At 66.4% G+C, this 16752-nt stretch carries 15 protein-coding genes; 10 read left to right on the top strand and 5 right to left on the bottom strand.

Going from position 1 to position 16752, the window contains the following annotated elements:
- Positions 1 to 51: 51 nt before the first annotated feature.
- A complete protein-coding gene (locus CUTER_RS07165) occupies positions 52 to 1368 on the top strand; it encodes a DNA polymerase IV (RefSeq protein WP_047259858.1) in 1317 nt (438 codons plus the stop codon).
- Here CUTER_RS07165 and CUTER_RS07160 read toward each other — a convergent pair.
- A complete protein-coding gene (locus CUTER_RS07160) occupies positions 1360 to 2232 on the bottom strand; it encodes an asparaginase domain-containing protein (protein WP_236684693.1) in 873 nt (290 codons plus the stop codon). The genes CUTER_RS07165 and CUTER_RS07160 overlap by 9 nt on opposite strands.
- A gap of 85 nt (positions 2233 to 2317) precedes the next feature.
- Between CUTER_RS07160 and CUTER_RS11730 the strand changes: the two genes are divergently transcribed.
- Positions 2318 to 2863 carry a hypothetical protein gene (locus CUTER_RS11730; RefSeq protein WP_047259856.1) on the top strand — a complete coding sequence of 182 codons (546 nt, stop codon included), beginning with the start codon at positions 2318 to 2320 and terminating at the stop codon, positions 2861 to 2863.
- Here the strand turns inward: CUTER_RS11730 and CUTER_RS07150 are convergent.
- Entirely contained in the window at positions 2841 to 3710 is an 870-nt protein-coding gene (locus CUTER_RS07150; protein WP_047259855.1) for a hypothetical protein, read from the bottom strand. The genes CUTER_RS11730 and CUTER_RS07150 overlap by 23 nt on opposite strands.
- 62 nt (positions 3711 to 3772) lie before the next feature.
- Between CUTER_RS07150 and lspA the strand changes: the two genes are divergently transcribed.
- From lspA to CUTER_RS07135, 3 genes are read left to right on the top strand one after another with little or no spacing between them, the layout of a single operon-like run.
- Entirely contained in the window at positions 3773 to 4255 is a 483-nt protein-coding gene (gene lspA / locus CUTER_RS07145) for a signal peptidase II (RefSeq protein WP_269079405.1), read from the top strand.
- The gene (locus CUTER_RS07140; protein ID WP_047259853.1) at positions 4252 to 5172 is read left to right on the top strand and encodes an RluA family pseudouridine synthase; all 921 of its coding nucleotides are present in this window, start codon (positions 4252 to 4254) and stop codon (positions 5170 to 5172) included. The genes lspA and CUTER_RS07140 overlap by 4 nt, the downstream gene beginning before the upstream one ends.
- Entirely contained in the window at positions 5169 to 5747 is a 579-nt protein-coding gene (locus CUTER_RS07135) for a hypothetical protein (RefSeq protein WP_052844067.1), read from the top strand. The genes CUTER_RS07140 and CUTER_RS07135 overlap by 4 nt, the downstream gene beginning before the upstream one ends.
- Here the strand turns inward: CUTER_RS07135 and rarD are convergent.
- Both rarD and CUTER_RS07125 read right to left on the bottom strand, forming a co-directional pair.
- Positions 5698 to 6567: an EamA family transporter RarD gene (gene rarD, locus CUTER_RS07130; protein ID WP_047259852.1), complete on the bottom strand. Its 870-nt coding sequence runs from the start codon at positions 6565 to 6567 to the stop codon at positions 5698 to 5700. The two genes, CUTER_RS07135 and rarD, sit on opposite strands and share 50 nt — an antisense overlap.
- Before the next feature lie 21 nt (positions 6568 to 6588).
- The gene (locus CUTER_RS07125) at positions 6589 to 7503 is read right to left on the bottom strand and encodes a hypothetical protein (protein WP_052844066.1); all 915 of its coding nucleotides are present in this window, start codon (positions 7501 to 7503) and stop codon (positions 6589 to 6591) included.
- A 150-nt stretch (positions 7504 to 7653) separates the two neighbouring features.
- On the opposite strand from CUTER_RS07125, the gene dnaE reads away from it, so the two are divergent.
- The 4 genes from dnaE (at position 7654) to ilvA (ending at position 14365) form a co-directional block, all read left to right on the top strand.
- The gene (dnaE, locus tag CUTER_RS07120) at positions 7654 to 11208 is read left to right on the top strand and encodes a DNA polymerase III subunit alpha (protein ID WP_047259851.1); all 3555 of its coding nucleotides are present in this window, start codon (positions 7654 to 7656) and stop codon (positions 11206 to 11208) included.
- Positions 11209 to 11218: 10 nt separating this feature from the next.
- Complete coding sequence (locus CUTER_RS07115; protein ID WP_047260676.1) at positions 11219 to 11707, top strand: GNAT family N-acetyltransferase; 489 nt, start codon at positions 11219 to 11221, stop codon at positions 11705 to 11707.
- Between the two features lie 155 nt (positions 11708 to 11862).
- Positions 11863 to 13065: a cobalamin-independent methionine synthase II family protein gene (locus CUTER_RS07110; RefSeq protein ID WP_047259850.1), complete on the top strand. Its 1203-nt coding sequence runs from the start codon at positions 11863 to 11865 to the stop codon at positions 13063 to 13065.
- A gap of 16 nt (positions 13066 to 13081) precedes the next feature.
- A complete protein-coding gene (ilvA, locus tag CUTER_RS07105; RefSeq protein WP_047259849.1) occupies positions 13082 to 14365 on the top strand; it encodes a threonine ammonia-lyase IlvA in 1284 nt (427 codons plus the stop codon).
- Here the strand turns inward: ilvA and treZ are convergent.
- Positions 14362 to 16071, bottom strand: coding sequence for a malto-oligosyltrehalose trehalohydrolase (treZ, locus tag CUTER_RS07100; protein ID WP_047259848.1), 1710 nt, complete (start codon positions 16069 to 16071; stop codon positions 14362 to 14364). The two genes, ilvA and treZ, sit on opposite strands and share 4 nt — an antisense overlap.
- 38 nt (positions 16072 to 16109) lie before the next feature.
- Here treZ and CUTER_RS07095 point away from each other — a divergent pair, with 38 nt between their 5' ends.
- Positions 16110 to 16745 (top strand): YigZ family protein, encoded by a 636-nt coding sequence (locus CUTER_RS07095; RefSeq protein ID WP_047259847.1) that lies wholly within the window; start codon positions 16110 to 16112, stop codon positions 16743 to 16745.
- Positions 16746 to 16752 lie beyond the last annotated feature (7 nt).

Below are 16752 nucleotides of genomic sequence, written 5' to 3'. Positions count from 1 at the left end.
CGCCTACACGGGGGTATCGCGGGGGTGATGGTGCTGGTAGACTCATTTTCCATGCAGCGTTGGGTCCTCCATATCGACATGGATGCGTTTTTCGCGTCCGTCGAACAACTGACCCGCCCGACGTTGAGAGGGCGTCCGGTCCTCGTCGCCGGCGTCAGCGGCCGCGGCGTCGTGGCCGGCGCTTCCTACGAGGCGCGGGCGTTTGGTGCTCGCTCGGCTATGCCCACCGCCCAGGCGGCGCGGCTCGTCGGGCCGCGTGTGGTGCTCGTCAGTCCCCGCAAGGAGGTGTACTCGGCCGCGTCGCGCCGGGTGATGCGAATCATCCACGAACGAGTGGACGCGGTCGAACAATTGTCCATCGACGAGGCGTATCTCGAACCCACTGAGCTATATGGGGCGAGCGTCGATGAAGTCACGGAGTGGGCGAATGAACTCCGGCACCTCATCAAACAGGAAACGGGGCTGCCGTCCTCCCTAGGTGCTGGCCCAGGCAAGCAATACGCGAAGATCGCCTCCGGCGTGGCGAAACCCGACGGGGTGTGCGTCATCCCGGCGGAGAGGCTGCTGGAGACGATTCATCCGATGGACGTGGGGGAGCTCTGGGGCGTGGGGCCGGTGACCAAGAGCAAGCTCAACGCTATCGGCGTGGAAACCATCGGCGACCTCGCCGCACTCAGCCAGCGCGAAGTCGAGATCTCCCTGGGAGCCACCGTCGGGGTGGGGCTGTGGCAGCTAACTCGCGGGATCGACGATCGCGTCGTGGCACCGCGAGCAGAAGCCAAGCAGACGTCCGCCGAGCACACCTACCCGCAGGACCTCACCACCCGGTCCGAGGTGGCAGCAGCCGTCGTGAGGGCGGCCCGCGACGCCCACCGCCGGCTGCAACGCGACGGGCGCGGGGCGCGTACGGTGACCGTCAAGCTGCGGATGGCGGATTTCCACATCGAATCCCGGTCGGCCACGCTCGCCTACGCCACCGACGACGTCGAGGTCCTCATCGCCACCGCCTTCCGCGTAACGCGATATCCCGAACAGGTGGGGCCGGTGCGCCTCGTGGGGGTGAGCTACTCCGGGTTGGAGGCCGCCCGCCAGGACGTACTCTTCCCCGAGCTAGACCGCGCCGACGCCCCGGTGGACATCGAACCGCCGCAGCTGAGCATTGCCCACCGCGGGTGGCGGGCCACGCAGGACGTTCGGCACGAGGAGTACGGACACGGCTGGGTCCAGGGCGCCGGGCACGGGGTGGTGACGGTCCGTTTCGAAACGCGGGCGACGGGGCCCGGGGTGGCGCGCACGTTCTCCGCCGACGACGCGGCGCTGAGCCCAGCCGACCCGCTGGACTCGCTGGCCTGGGAAAACCTAGAGTAGCGAGGCCGGGTCCACTCCGGCAGCGACCGCCCAGGCTAAGGCGATGCGGGCCTGCCCGGCACTGAGCCGACCTGCGCTAAGCACCCCGTGCCCCGACAAAGTGGCCCCGCCACCGGCCCCGCCGTATGCGAGGGCGACGCCGCCGCGTGCCACCCGGGTGGCAATGACCACGGGAATCGATGCCGCCGCGCGTGCCACCGCGTCACCGCAGGCCGGCGACATGTTTCCGGAACCCAGTGCCTCGACCACGAGGCCGTCGGCGCCGCGTCGGACGGCGTCGTCGATAATCCACTCCGGCGCACCCGGGTAGGCCGCCACGATGGGAATGCGGACGGTGCCAAGTCGCGCTCGTGGTGCCGGAGCCCGGGTAGGGGCATCGTTGCTGGCGAAGGCCGCTAGCGCGTGAGTGTCGGTCTTGTACGCTCCGCGGGCGGGAATTACGCGCCCGCCAAAGGCGATGGCGGCCCGCTCGACGCTGGCAGCGGCGGTGAGGGCCGCCGCGAGGTTTCCGGGCCCGTCGGGATGAGGATGGTCAGCCGGTCGCTGGGCGCCGGTGAGGACAATAGGTCCGCCCAGCAGGTCCATCGCCAGGGCGGTCTCCTCCAGGGAGTCGGTGCCATGGGTGAGGACCACCGCGGAGGAGTCGTCCAAAGCGGCGGCGACGGCGTCGAGCACCGTGTCGAGCAGCGCGAAGTCCATAGCCGAGGAGTCAATGAGCGAGAGGTCCGTCACGCGGGTCGGGGGAAGGTCCGCGGCCACGCGGTGGGCGGAGGCCAGCAGTTCGGCGCCGCCGAGGGTGGGGACCAGTGCCCCGTCGACCTGGGTGCACGCGATGGTGCCGCCCGTCGTAAGTAGGGAAATCACGAAACCTACGTTGCCACAGCACAATAACAAAACGGTAACGTGTATCATTCTTGCCAAACAGCTAGTGAAGGAGTCGGTAGGAAAAGTGTTGACACGCAAACTGGGGGGCATCATCGTTGCGGCAGGGCTCAGCGCGTTGCTGGTCGCATGCGGAAACGACGCCGGTGAGGCCGCCGACGCACCGACCGACCGCACCACGGGAGCAGCCCCGGCGCCCGCCGCTACGGTGGAACTGCCGACGGCCGGGCAACTCAATGAGGTGCTCACCACCGCGGCGAACCCGGAACTGCCGATCGAGGAGCGGCGGCGCACCGTCGAAGGCGGCGAAGGCGTTGACCAGTCTGTATTCGACGCGCTGACGGCTTCTCAGCAGGAAAGCGGGGCACAGCTGCAGGTGGTGGACCCGGTGCTGCCGGGTTACAGCCCGAACTCGGTGCTCGCCGTCGTGAGCATCACCGCCCCGGACCGGGAGCCGACCACCGCCGACAAGGTGGAGTTCATCTGGGAGGACAACACATGGAAGATCGGCAAGTCCTGGGCCTGCGTCCTCGTCGAAAACACCCTTCCGCCGGAGCAGGTGCCGCCGACGTGCGTGGCCGAGGACGGCGCTAGCGAAACTCCACAGATGTAGAAGAATCCTGCACCACTTCCTCCGCTTCCTCGTCGCGATAGATGACGCGAGTGGCGACGTCGACGCGCCCCGCCACGGGCAGTGGCTTCGTGAGATCCACCGTCAGCGTGCCGGAGGAGGCGGATTCGGCGCTGCTCACCTTAAGGCTCGTGCGCTCGTCTACCTGCAGGGCTCCCAGCGAGGGGCGCCGCTCCACGGAAACGTCGAGCTGGGCCGTCGAACCAGCGAGCGACTGCAGTGTGTAGGTAATGACCTGGAGCTGACCGGAGTCCCCGGCCACCCGTGCCTCGACTGTCCAGGTCGCGCCGACGCCAATCGGCGTGGCCGGAAACACCACGGGAAGGTTGACGAGGCTCCATACCGCGTCCTCGGTGGCGGACCGGGCTTTGTCTGAGGCGGCCGTGGGGGCGTGGAGCAGCACTGTGGAAATCTGCCCCGCGTCGTCACCACGCCAGCCCACCCCGAAGCCCTCCGCCCCGGGGATAGTGGTCGAGGCGCCGAGCGTCAGCTCCACCGCGCGGGTCGCGGGCTGGGCGGAAGCCTCACCGGTCGCGCCGGATAACGGCAAGATCGTGACGGACGCGGGCTCAATGATGACTGCCGGGGGCTCGGGGTTAGTATTCTGGCCCATGAACTGGCCGAAGCCGTCGCGGACCACCACCTCGATGCTCTGCTCGGAGCCGATGTCCTGGTAGCGCACCACCTCGGCTGCGCCGGAGCCAGCATCGACGACGGTCACGCGGGGCGCGTCGACGGGCACGCCCACCGGCGGGGCCTCCGGTGCGGGCGAGGAACACCCAGCCACGGCAAGGCAGATCAACACGGTGGCTGCGGTTCGACGAAGCATAAGCCCCAATCTACCGCGCCCCAGTTGCAGGTTCGTCACCGGTTTGAGACACAATAGCCGTTGTGAAGAAGACACACGCTCCGCTGATGGTGGCGATCCTCTTAGGCGTCGCGGCCGTCGACCAAGCCGTCAAGCAGTACATGCTCACCACCCTCACACCCGGCGTCCCGGAGCCGGTCATCGGGGACTGGTTTCGCCTGTTGCTGATCTTCAACCCGGGTGCAGCCTTCGGCATGGGGCAGGACTCCACATGGCTTTTCACGAGCATCCAGCTCGCCTTCGTGCTGGCCACCCTCGTGGCCACGCGGTTCATCAAGGACCGGCCGACGGCCGTGGGTATTGCCTTCATCGGTGGGGGAGCGTTGGGCAACCTCATCGACCGGCTGGTGCGCGAACCGGGCTTTTGGTTCGGGCACGTCGTTGACTACATTTCCGTGGGCAACTTCGCCATTTTCAATCTGGCCGATGCGGCCATCAACATCGGCGTCGCCATCTTCGTGGTGGCCATGATCACCGAGGAACGACGGGAGGCGCGCACCCGATGACCGACATTCGCCAGCTTCCCGTCCCGGAAGGGCTCGACGGCATGCGCGTCGACGCCGCCGTAGCCCGGCTCTTCGGCGTGTCGCGCACGGTCGCGGCGGATCTCATCGCGGGCGAGGACGTGCTCGTCGACGGGGTCGCGACCGCCAAGTCCGACCGCCTCGTGGCCGGTTCCTGGCTGGAAGTCACCCTTCCCGCCCCGGAGCCTTTGACTCCGCGCGCGGAACTGGTCGAAGGCATGGACATCCTCTACTCCGACGGCGACATCATCGCGGTCAACAAGCCCGTCGGCGTGGCGGCGCACCCGACCATCGGGTGGGAGGGGCCCACGGTGGTTGGCGGGCTGGCCGCTGCTGGTTTCCGAGTCTCTACCTCCGGTCCGCCGGAACGCAAGGGCATTGTCCAGCGGCTCGACGTCGGCACCTCGGGTGTCATGGTGGTCGCGGCCAGTGAACGCGCTTACTCCGCCCTCAAGCAGGCGTTTCGCGACCGCACCGTGGACAAGACCTACCACGCGCTAGTCCAAGGCCTGCCGGATCCCATCGTCGGCACCGTCGACGCCGCCATCGGTCGGCACCCCTCCGCCGGCTGGCGCTTCGCCGTCACCAGCGACGGCAAGCATGCCATCACCCACTACCGCGTGATCGAAGCCTTCCGGGACGTCTCCCTCATCGAGGTCCACCTAGAGACCGGCCGCACGCACCAGATCCGAGTTCACATGTCCTCCATCGGGCACCCCTGCGCGGGTGACCCCATGTACGGCTCCGACCCCAAGCTGGCCAAGCGGCTCGGCCTCACCCGGCAGTGGCTCCATGCGGTATCGCTGGGCTTCACCCACCCGGGGACGGGGGAATACCAGGTCATTGAGGCACCGTACCCGGACGATCTTCGCGTCGCCCTCGAAACGGTTCGCGGATGACCCGCGCTCGGTGGGCGGCCATCACTGGGGCGACCCTCTTCTTCGTTGTGGGGCTCGCTCTTGGCGGTAGCCATCCCGCGCCCCCCGCGCCGAATGGCGATACCCTCGGACCGGACGCGGGGGAAACACCGGCTGCGTACGCGCAACGCGCCCAGCGGTCCGTCGACGCTGTGGCCACCGTGTCGGAACCCGTCTTCGGTCTCATCGTCTTCGACGCGCCGCTCGATGCCGGCTCCGCGGCCTCGATCACCGAGGACGTCGCCCGCGTCAACGCCATGCTCACCGTCGGCGCCCGCGCCGAGCAGCTGCCGGAACCGCTGGCGAACGAGGATCGCGCCGCTGCCTACGAGCGAGGCTTCGATCAGCTCAACCGCCACCTGGCCGGAAGCGACTTTCCGCCCATCGAAGCGATGGTGGGGGTCGTGGCCTACGACACCCCACAGACGTTCGAACGGATCGCTGAGGAGGAGGACGTCGCCAGCGTCGAGCTGTTGCCTCCTGACGCCGCGTGGGGTCGCTTCGGGATCAAAGCCGTGCCCGCGCCGGGCGAGGAACCCGCCGGCGTCGACGGATAAGATCCGTCAGGAAGATCGCCACCGCCACCAGGATGACGACGTAGCCCACCCACTCGGGTGCCGACAGCGTCTCCCGGGTGACCAGCAGCGCCCACAGCAGCTGCATCACCGGCGTCATGTACTGAAGCATGCCGATGGTGCTCAGCGGCAGTTCCTTCGCACCCTTGCCGAAACAGAACAGGGGCAGGGCAGTGATAACCCCCGCGAGCATGAGTAACACCGTGTGGGAGTTGCCCTCGGTGGCGAAGGTGTTCTCCGGCCCCAGCCACAGCAGGTACGCCAGGGCCACCGGAGTCATCACCAGCGTCTCGGCGGTCAACGAGGCGGTCGCGGACAGGCTCACCCGCTTCTTGATGAGGCCGTAGAAGCCGAACGTGAAGGCCAGCCCCAACGCCACCAGGGGCGGCTCGCCCGCCTGGAAGGTCAGCCACGCCACCCCCACGCCCGCCACAGCCACCGAGGTCACCTGCCCGCGGGTGAGGGACTCCCGCAGAATCACCAAGCCCAGCAGGACGGAGACGAGAGGATTAATGAAGTAGCCCAGGGCGGCAGAGGCCACCTGCGAGGAATTGACCGCCAGCACGTAGATGCCCCAGTTCGCCGTCACCAGCACCCCGGCGGCCGCGAGGCGCGCCCAGGTTCGCCGATCGGCCCGAGCCAGCTCGCCCCACCCGCGAGACGCCGTCAACACCGCCACCATGAGCACCGCTGACCACAAGACTCGGTGGGCCAAGATCTCCAGCGGGCTAGCAGGCAACAGCAGCGGAAAGTAGGCAGGGAAGAATCCCCACATGAGATAGGCGCCGACGACGTAAAGCATGAAGCAACCTTAAAGCACTCGTTAAGCGTCGCGCCTGAGGAAGACCGACTTAAAGACCGAGCTCATCTGAGAAAACAGCGAAGGATCAGCAGTAGCAGGCTCGGGAGAGTGCGCACCCGTGGGAGTCTCGCCGCTGGTCACGCTGCGGTGAAGATACACGGTCTGCCTTTTGTCAGGCAGATTGTCAGCGTCGATCCGCTGCGGGGATGCCTGAGTGGAATAGGAGGTGCCGTACTCGCCGCGTTCAGTGTCCACTGCGCTGAACCCGTAGTAGATGTACTCGGGGTTGAGCAGGGTGTGCAGATGGCCGGTGGCGCTGTTCCACCCGCCATTGCTCTGCTTGAGGGCGGCCACTTCTGCTTTGCCCCACTGGTTGATGATGGCCTCGGTCAAGGTGTCCGCTCCCCACGCCAGGTTCTCAGAGAAGGAGCTGTGGCCGTTGTAGGTGGCGCTGCTGAACCGCTGGCAGTGCGCGACCGTGTGGTCGAACTCGCTGCCGGGAATAGAGCAGGCCGCGGCGCTGGTGGGACGGGAGTGGTCGCGGAGGGAGGCCTCCGCCACGGAACCCGGTTCTTCGAATGCGCGCTGCACAGCAATGCGCACCAGTCCACCGTCGGACTGAGGCGCGTTGGCGTACGCCTCCATCGTGGTGAGACCGTGGGCTGCTGCGGCTTCGCGGATGGACGTGCCGTTGAAAGGCAGGTTCTCCTGCCAGGCATACCGACGCAGCTCTCGCAGGGCCGGGATGCCGACAGTGCGTCCGTCCGCGAAGTTGAAGGAGGCCTTGCCTCTCACCGTGTTCTCTTCCGAGGCGTTGAGCTCGACGTGGGTGGTGGGGTCCGGTATGGCGTGGGCGATTCCTGCGCTCAGAGTGGAGATCATGAGGGCTGCGGCTACGAGCAGGGGTGCCTGGGCGCGGCGCGACGGTAGATCCATAGGCTGGTCCTTTCTTGACGAGACGACGTCCGTCGAACATTGGTCAAACGGTTGATGGAACGTTGTTCGCGCATGTTAGCAGGGGGAAAGAAATCTATGAAAGCTGTTCCCCATTAACCCCCCGTTCATGCCCGGTCTAGGATGACCTCCATGGCCAAGAACTCCTCCTTCGTGCACCTGCACAACCACACGGAATTCTCCATGCTCGACGGCATGGCCAAGATCGATCTCCTCGCGGAGGAAGTGAGCCGCCAGGGCATGCCGGCCGTGGGAATGACCGACCACGGCAACATGTACGGCTCTGATGCTTTCTACCGCAAAATGACCGCCGCCGGCATCAAACCCATCATCGGGATTGAGGCCTACATGGCACCGGAGTCCCGCTTCAACAAGAAGCGCGTGTCGTGGGGAACCCCGGATCAAAAGTCGGATGATGTGTCGGCCTCGGGCGCGTACCTGCACCAGACGATGATCGCCGAAAACTCCACGGGCCTGAAGAATCTGTTCTACCTGTCGTCGATGGCGTCCTACGAAGGCCAGCTGGGTAAGTGGCCGCGCATGGACGCCGAACTCATCGCCGAGCACGCCGACGGCATCATCGCCACCACCGGCTGCCCCTCCGGGGACGTGCAGACTCGCCTGCGCCTCGGCCAGTACGACGCCGCACTCGAAGCCGCCGCCATGTGGCAGGACATCTACGGTAAGGACAACTTCTTTCTTGAGCTCATGGACCATGGAATCTCCATCGAGCGCCGGGTCCGCGACGAGTTGCTGCAGATCGGCCGCCAGCTCGACCTGCCGCCACTGGTGACCAACGACTGCCACTACGTTCTGGAATCCCAGGCGCCGGCACATGAGGCCATGTTGTGCGTGCAGACCGGCAAGACGCTGCTGGATGCCGACCGCTTCAAGTTCGACGGCACCGGCTACTACATCAAGTCCGCGGAACAGATGCGCCAGATGTGGGACGACATGGTGCCGTCGGCGTGCGATAACACCCTGTGGATCGCCGAGCGAGTCCAGGATTACGGGGAGATCTGGGAGGCCCACCCGCACGACCGGATGCCCATCGCCGACGTCCCCGACGGAGAGACGCCGACGTCGTGGCTGCGCCACGAGGTGATGGAAGGGCTTCGTGCCCGCTTCGACGGCGCCGAGATCCCCGAGGAGTACCTCACTCGCGCCGAGTATGAGATCGACGTCATCGACATGAAGGGCTACCCGTCCTACTTCCTCATCGTCGCCGAGATCATCAAGCACGCCCGCTCCATCGGCATCCGCGTCGGTCCGGGCCGTGGTTCCGCAGCCGGCGCGCTCGTCGCCTACGCGCTGACGATCACGAACATTGACCCAATCGAACACGGCCTGCTCTTCGAGCGATTCCTCAATCCGGAACGCCCTAGCGCCCCCGATATCGATATCGACTTCGACGACCGCCGCCGCGGCGAAATGATCGCCTACGCGGCGCAGCGCTGGGGCGAGGACAAGATCGCCCAGGTCATCACCTTCGGCACGGTCAAGACCAAGCAGGCCATCAAGGACGCCGCGAAGGTCAACTTCGGCCAGCCCGGGTTCCAGATGGCGGACCGGATCAACGCCGCGCTGCCGCCGGCAGTCATGGCCAAGGACATCCCGCTATCGGGTATCACCGACCCCGAGCACCCGCGCTATACCGAGGCGACCGAGGTGCGCACCATGATCGAGAACGATCCCGATGTTGCCAGGATCTACGAGACCGCCCGCGGCCTGGAGGGCGTGGTGCGCCAGTCCGGCGTGCACGCCTGTGCGGTGATTATGGCCAGCGTGCGCCTGCTCGATCACATTCCGATGTGGAAGCGCGCCGCCGATGGGGCCATCATCACCGGCTGGGACTACCCGGCATGCGAAGCCATCGGCCTGCTGAAGATGGACTTTCTTGGTCTGCGCAACCTCACCGTCATCGGTGACGCAATCGAGAACATCAAGCGCAATCGCGGTGAAGAGATTCACCTGGAGGAGCTGACCACCGACGACCCGGCCGTGTACGAATTGCTCAGTCGCGGCGACACCCTTGGCGTGTTCCAGCTCGATGGCGGCGGCATGCAGGAGCTGCTGCGTCGCATGAAGCCGACGGGCTTCAACGACATCGTCGCCTCGCTGGCGCTCTATCGTCCGGGGCCGATGGGCGTTAACGCCCACTGGAACTACGCCGACCGCAAGAACGGCCGGCAGGACATCACTCCGATCCACCCGGAGCTCGACGAGCCGCTGCGCGACATCCTCGACGAAACCTACGGCCTCATCGTCTACCAGGAGCAGATCATGGAGATCTCCCGCAAGGTGGCGAACTACACGGCCGGCGAGGCCGACGGCTTCCGCAAGGCCATGGGTAAGAAGAAGGCCGATGTGCTGGCCGCGCAGTACGAGAAATTCTCCCAGGGTATGTACGACAACGGCTATTCGAAGTCCGCCGTCGACGCGCTGTGGGGGACCATCGAGCCCTTCGCCTCCTACGCCTTCAACAAGTCCCACGCCGCCGGCTACGGCCTCGTGTCCTATTGGACGGCGTACCTCAAGGCGAACTATGCGCCTGAGTACATGGCGGCTCTGCTGACCTCGGTGGGAGATAAGAAGGACAAGTCGGCCATCTACCTTGCCGATTGCCGACACCTGGGCATCAAGGTGCTGCCGCCGGACGTCAACGAATCCGAACAGGACTTCATCGCCGTCGGCGAAGACATCCGCTACGGTCTCGGCGCCATCCGCAACGTGGGCCACGAGGTGGTGGCGTCCATCGTCGCCACCCGCGACACCAAGGGACATTTCACCTCCTTCGGCGACTACCTGGACAAGATCGACCTTCTGCCCTGCAATAAACGCATCACCGAGTCGCTCATCAAGGCGGGCGCCTTCGATTCGCTCGGCCATCCCCGCAAAGGGCTCATGCTCATCCAGGAAGACGCTGTCGATTCCGTACTGACCACGAAAAAGGCTGCGGACCGGGGACAGTTTGACCTATTCGCCGGCCTCGGGGGCGAGGCGGAGGACAATGTCTTCGGCATCGACGTCCCGGACCAGGAGTGGGAGCGCAAGCATGAACTCGCCCTGGAACGCGAGATGCTTGGCCTCTACGTCTCCGGGCACCCCCTCGACGGCTTCGAGGAGGCCATCGACGCCCAGACGAACACCCCGCTGACCGCCATCCTGGCCAAAGAGGTGCACAACAAGCAGGAACTGATTATCGGCGGGCTCATTTCCGCGGTCGACCGGCGGGTGTCCAAGAAGGACGGCTCCCCGTGGGCGATTGTCACCGTGGAGGACCACCACGGCGCTTCCGTGGAGATACTGGTGTTCTCGCAGCTGTACTCCATGGTGGCAACCTCCATCGTGGAGGACAACATCATCCTGGCGAAGGTGCACGTCACCATCCGTGAGGACCGAACGAGCCTCTTCTGCGACGACCTCAAGGTTCCGGATCTGGGCCCTGGTGGTGGGGCGGGGCTGCCACTGCGGCTGACGATGCGCACCGAGCAATGCACGATGGAGGCGATCCGAAAGCTGAAGAACGTGCTCATGGCGAACAAGGGCGAGTCCGACGTCTACCTCAACCTGGTCAACGGCGATCAGTCGACGCTCATGGTCCTCGGCGAGCACCTGCGCGTCGACCGCTCCGGCGCGCTCATGGGCGATCTCAAGGCGACATTAGGAGCGGGCATCCTCGGGTAGCGTGGCGGGCATGGCTATTGCGTACCGCCCGTCGACCAGCGCCGACCTGACATACATCCGACGCCTCAACTACCTCACCGAGGTCTTCGGCGACGAAAGCGCCACCCCGGACACCGCGGAGTTTCTTGAGGCCAGCCGTTTCTATGTGGGCCGCTGGGACCCGCAGCGGGGCGGGATCATCGCCGTCGACGAGGACCTGGACAACCCCGCCGGCGGGGCGTGGCTGATCTTCGGCACTGCCGAGTGCCACGGGGAAGGCTTCGTCGACCCCGCCTTCCCGGAACTGGCGATCGCGGTGGAAACCCGATACCAAGGCCGAGGCGTGGGCACCGAGCTCATGGCCCACGCGCTGGATCTGGCCCGCTCCTGGGACGTGCCCGGGGTATCGCTGTGTGTCCACGTCGACAACCCTGGTGCGCGCCGGGTGTACGAGCGGGTCGGCTACGTCGCTGTCGCCGACGCACCCAGCGGGTACACGACCATGGTGTACCGCTTCTGAATATAAATAGCGGGCTGGGGTGAGGCCTCCGGTAAGGTGACCCCACAGAAGCCCTCCGGAGCCCCGGTCGAGGCTAGCCGCACCGTGTGTCGTTGTGCGCTGAACTCTTTCCGGGCGCAGCGCGATCGATTCACCTTCTACTAATGGAGGACCCCATGACGAATAAGATCCGCACCACCCACGTCGGCTCCCTGCCGCGCACCCCCGAACTGCTGGCTGCTAACAACCAGCGTGCCGCTGGCAGCATCGACGACGCCGAGTTCTTCGAGATCCTGCAACACTCGGTCAACGAGGTTGTCCGGCGCCAGGTGGAGATGGGCGTGGACATCGTCAACGAAGGCGAGTACGGGCACATCACCTCCGGAGCCGTCGATTACGGTGCCTGGTGGAACTATTCCTTCAGCCGCCTCGGCGGGTTGACTATGACCGAAGAGGATCGCTGGGCAGCCCAGGACGTCGTCCGCTCTACCCCGGGCAACATCAAACTGACGTCCTTTGCGGATCGCCGGGACCGGCAGATCTTCGCCGACGCCTACAACGACCCGGAATCCGGAATCTTCGCCGGCCGCGCCAAGGTCGGTAACCCCAAGTTCACTGGCCCCATCACCTACATCGGCCAGGACGAAGTCGCCACCGACGTCAACCTGCTGCGCACGGCGATCGACGCCGCCGGGGCCGAGGCCGGATTCGTGGCCGCCCTCTCCCCGGGGTCCGCGGCCCGGCTGAAGAACGAGCACTACGACACCGACGAGCAGGTCGTCCAGGCCTGCGCAGACGCGCTGCACCACGAGTACAAGGCCATCACTGACGCCGGCTTCACCGTCCAGCTCGACGCGCCGGATCTTGCCGAGGCATGGGACCAGATCAATCCGGAGCCGAGCGTGGCGGACTTCCAGGACTGGCTCAAGGTCCGCATCGACGCCATCAATTCCGGACTCGCCGGCCTGCCGCGCGAACTCACCCGCCTGCACATCTGCTGGGGCTCCTGGCACGGACCGCACTCCACCGACGTGCCCTTCGAAGACATCATCGACGTCATCCTCGAAGCGAAGGTGGGCGGCTTCTCCTTCGAAGCCTCCAGCCCGCGGCACGCGCACGAGTGGCGAGTCTGGAGCAACCGCAGCCTGCCGGCCGGCACGGTCATCTACCCCGGCCTGGTCTCCCACTCCACCAACGCCATCGAGCACCCGCGCCTGGTGGCGGACCGGATCGTGAAGTTCGCCGAGCAGGTCGGACCGGAGAACGTCATCGCCTCCACCGACTGCGGCCTGGGTGGGCGTCTGCACTCCCAAATCGCCTGGGCCAAGCTTGAGTCCGTGGTCAAGGGTGCGGAGATCGCTACCCGCGAGCTGTTCTAACGTAATATCTACGCCCATGACCTCTACGCAGCCCTTCGAGCCCATCCATGCATCCGACGTCCAGGCCGCCCAGGCCCGAATTTCCGCGGTCATTGCGCCGACGCCGTTGCAGTTTTGCCCGAGGCTGTCCGAGGAAACCGGCTGGTCGGTGTACCTGAAGCGTGAGGATCTCCAGGACGTCCGCTCCTACAAGATCCGTGGCGCCTACTACTCGATCTCCCAGCTTGAGCAGGCGGAGCGCCAGGCGGGCATCGTTGCGGCGTCGGCCGGCAACCACGCCCAGGGTGTGGCCTACGCGTGCCGAACCATGGGCATCCCGGGCAAGATCTTCGTCCCGGCCAAAACCCCGAAGCAGAAGCGCGACCGCATCGCGGTGCACGGCGGGGACATGGTGGAGCTGGTCGTTACCGGCGCCAACTTCGATGAGGCGGCAGCCGCGGCCCGCGCCGACGCCGCCGAACGCGGAGCGACCGTCATCGAACCCTTCGACGCCCGTAATACCGTCATCGGGCAGGGCACCGTGGCTGCCGAGATCCTCGCGCAGCTCACCGCCCAGGGCAAGAACCTGGATACCGTCGTGGTGCCCGTCGGCGGGGCCGGCCTGCTCTCTGGGGTGACGAGCTACGTGGCGGACATGGCGCCGCGCACGAAGATCGTCGGCGTGGAACCTGCCGGGGCTGCCTCCCTGGCAGCCGCCCTTACGGCGGGCGAACCCATCACGTTGGATGAGGTGGATACCTTCGTTGACGGCGCGGCGGTGAAGCGCACGGGCGCGCTCAACTACCAGATCGTCTCGGCTCACCAGGACCGGGTCACTGTCATCAACTCCGATGAAGGGGCCGTGGCAACGGAAATGCTCGACCTCTACCAGTCGGAGGGCATCATCACCGAGCCGGCCGGGGCGCTGAGCGTTGCCGGGCTACGCCAGCTTCAGCTGCCGGTGGGCTCGACGGTCGTGTGCATCATCTCCGGCGGCAACAACGACGTGCTCCGCTACGCCGAGATCATGGAACGCTCGCTCATTCATCGCGGGCTCAAGCACTACTTCCTCGTCAACTTCCCGCAAGAGCCCGGCCAGCTGCGCTCCTTCCTCACCGACATCCTCGGCCCGGACGACGACATCACCCTCTTCGAGTACCTCAAGCGCAACAACCGGGAAACCGGCACCGCGCTCGTCGGCCTGCAGCTGTCCCACGCCGGCGACCTTGCTGGATTGCTGGAGCGCATCGAGGGCTCTGCGCTCGACTGCCGGCGCCTGGAACCGGGCACGCCGGAGTACGACTTCGTCGTCGCTATCTAGCGAGCGACGATCGCGAACTCCCAGGGGCCGAGCAGGGCATCGTGCTCGGTGACCTCTGGGGCATCGAAAGCGTACAGCAGTCGGCCGCCGACATCGAGGCGGCACGGGGAATCGCTGAGGTTAGCCAGCACCCGGTAGGTGGGTGCGCTGAGCACCAGCCACCCCTCCCCGTGGGAGACCTCCCAGTCCAGGAAGGTCTCGGGGATCGCCAGCTCGCCGCGAAGGGAAATGAGGCGCCGGTAGGCGTCGAGGACGCGGCGTTGCTCGCTGGAGAACTCCCAGTCAAGCTTGGCGGAGGCGAAGGTGGCGGGGTCGCTGGGATCCGGCACCGACGACGGCTCCCAGCCCATGGCCTGGAACTCCTCGATCCGGCCCTCGCGGGTGGCGGTGTTGAGCTCGTCGGAGGTGTGGGAGCAGAAGAACGGGAACGGGGTCTGCGCCGCGAACTCCTCGCCCATAAACAGCATGGGCGTGTAAGGAGAGGTGAGCACCAGGGCCGCCTTGAGGACGAGCTTGGTCGGGGAGAGGTGCTGCGACGGGCGATCCCCGGCGGCGCGGTTTCCGGTCTGGTCGTGCGTGGTTGTGTACGTCACCAGCCGCCAGGCCGGGGTGCGCTCTAGATCGAGGGGCCGGCCGTGGTGGCGGGCCCTAAACTCCGAATAGTCATTGTTGAAGCGCCAGCCGTGGCGCAGCGTGTAGGCCAGGACGTCGAGGGTGCCGTAGTCGCTGTAGTAGCCGTCTGTCTCCCCGCTGACGAGGGTGTGAATGCCGTGGTGGACGTCATCCACCCACTGCCCGGTCAGGCCATATCCGCCGTCCTCGCGGGCGGCGATGAGGCGCGGGTCGTTGAGATCCGACTCGGCGATAAGTAGGCGCGGCACCCCGGTGGCGGCCGACACCTCGGCGGCGACGTCGGCCAGTTCCTCAAAGAGCGACACGGCGAGGCGATCGTCGATGGCGTGGACGGCGTCGAGCCGCAGCCCGTCGATGTGGAACTCCGCCAGCCACTGGCGCACCGCGTCGAGGATGTAGGCACGCACCTCGTCGGACGAGGCACCGGAGACGTTGACCACCTCACCCCAGCCGGTGGCGCCACCCGCGGTGTAGGGCCCAAAGAAGCCGGCATAGTTGCCGTCGGCGCCGAAGTGGTTGTACACCACGTCGAGGACGACGCCAATGCCGCGGCCGTGAGCTGCGTCGACGAGCCGCTTTAACCCCTCGGGGCCGCCGTAGGCCTCGTGGACGGCGAACCAGTCGACGCCGTCGTAGCCCCAATTTCGCTGCCCCCCGAAGGGCTGTACCGGCATGAGCTCGATGGCGTTGACGCCCAGATCGGCCAGGTGATCGAGGCGGTCAATGACGCCATCGAACGTGCCCTCGGGACTAAACGTGCCGACGTGCAATTCGTAGAGCACCGCCCCGCGCAATTCGCGGCCCGGATAAGCGCCGTCGGTCCAACAGAAATCATCGGCCACGACCGCCGAGGGGCCGTGTATGCCCGCCGGCTGGCGGCGGCTGCGCGGGTCCGGCAGCGGGATCGACCATTCGCCGTCGCGCAGGAGCTGATACTGGTAGCGCTCCCCGGCCACCGGGGTCCGGTCACTACGCCACCACCCGCGTTCCCCTTCAGTCAGGGGAGTGGTAGCGCCGTCGATGCACAGCCGAACTGCCTCGGCATTCGGTGCCCACACTTCGTAGTTATTCATAATTGCCCAGGGTAGGTGCACTAAGGTCGAGTGTCATCATGCACACCTCCTACCGCATACCCGCCGACGGCCTCTACACCCACGAACTCGACATCAAGCGCTCCCGCTTCATCACTAGCCTCCGCCGCGTGCGGGGGGAGGACGACGCCCGCGCCTTCATCAACGAGGTCAAGGCGCGCTACCCCGACGCCCGCCATAATTGCTCGGCCTACGTCGTGCACGTCGACGACGCGAATCCCATCGAGCGATCCTCCGACGACGGGGAGCCCTCCGGCACCGCCGGGCGGCCCATGCTGGAACAGCTCAAAGGCTCCGGAATGCGTGATATTGCGGCAGTGGTCACCCGCTACTTCGGCGGGATCAAGCTCGGCGCTGGAGGGCTCGTGCACGCCTATTCGGAGGCCGTCGGGCTCACTCTGGAGTCGGTTCCGCAGCGCACTCGCAGCCTGCGCGAGCTCTACCTCGTGGAGGCAAGCCACGCCGACGCCGGCCGGCTGGAGGCCGAGCTGCGCGCTCGCGGAGTGGCGGTTACCGACGCTGACTACGGAGCGTCGGTGACGCTGACCGTGGCGGTGGCCCCCGGCAGCCGCGACGGCCTCGCCGACATGCTCGCCGCGCTGACCCGTGGGCAGGCCGAACCCGTGGAAGCCGGTACGGCGTGGGTGGAGGACTAAAATAGCG

Source organism: Corynebacterium uterequi (genome assembly GCF_001021065.1).
In the GTDB taxonomy this organism is placed as follows: Bacteria; Actinomycetota; Actinomycetes; order Mycobacteriales; family Mycobacteriaceae; genus Corynebacterium; species Corynebacterium uterequi.
Note: the sequence above shows the minus strand (reverse complement) of the source record. Positions and strands in the feature narration are given on the sequence as shown.

Coding starts and splice junctions, on each gene's coding strand:
- CUTER_RS07150 (WP_047259855.1), bottom strand. CDS start 3,710: ATGCTTCGTCGAACCGCAGCCACCGTGTTGATCTGCCTTGCCGTGGCT.
- ilvA (WP_047259849.1), top strand. CDS start 13,082: ATGACCTCTACGCAGCCCTTCGAGCCCATCCATGCATCCGACGTCCAG.
- CUTER_RS07125 (WP_052844066.1), bottom strand. CDS start 7,503: ATGGATCTACCGTCGCGCCGCGCCCAGGCACCCCTGCTCGTAGCCGCA.
- dnaE (WP_047259851.1), top strand. CDS start 7,654: ATGGCCAAGAACTCCTCCTTCGTGCACCTGCACAACCACACGGAATTC.
- CUTER_RS07115 (WP_047260676.1), top strand. CDS start 11,219: ATGGCTATTGCGTACCGCCCGTCGACCAGCGCCGACCTGACATACATC.
- CUTER_RS07135 (WP_052844067.1), top strand. CDS start 5,169: ATGACCCGCGCTCGGTGGGCGGCCATCACTGGGGCGACCCTCTTCTTC.
- CUTER_RS07165 (WP_047259858.1), top strand. CDS start 52: ATGCAGCGTTGGGTCCTCCATATCGACATGGATGCGTTTTTCGCGTCC.
- CUTER_RS07110 (WP_047259850.1), top strand. CDS start 11,863: ATGACGAATAAGATCCGCACCACCCACGTCGGCTCCCTGCCGCGCACC.
- rarD (WP_047259852.1), bottom strand. CDS start 6,567: ATGCTTTACGTCGTCGGCGCCTATCTCATGTGGGGATTCTTCCCTGCC.
- treZ (WP_047259848.1), bottom strand. CDS start 16,071: ATGAATAACTACGAAGTGTGGGCACCGAATGCCGAGGCAGTTCGGCTG.
- CUTER_RS07140 (WP_047259853.1), top strand. CDS start 4,252: ATGACCGACATTCGCCAGCTTCCCGTCCCGGAAGGGCTCGACGGCATG.
- CUTER_RS07095 (WP_047259847.1), top strand. CDS start 16,110: ATGCACACCTCCTACCGCATACCCGCCGACGGCCTCTACACCCACGAA.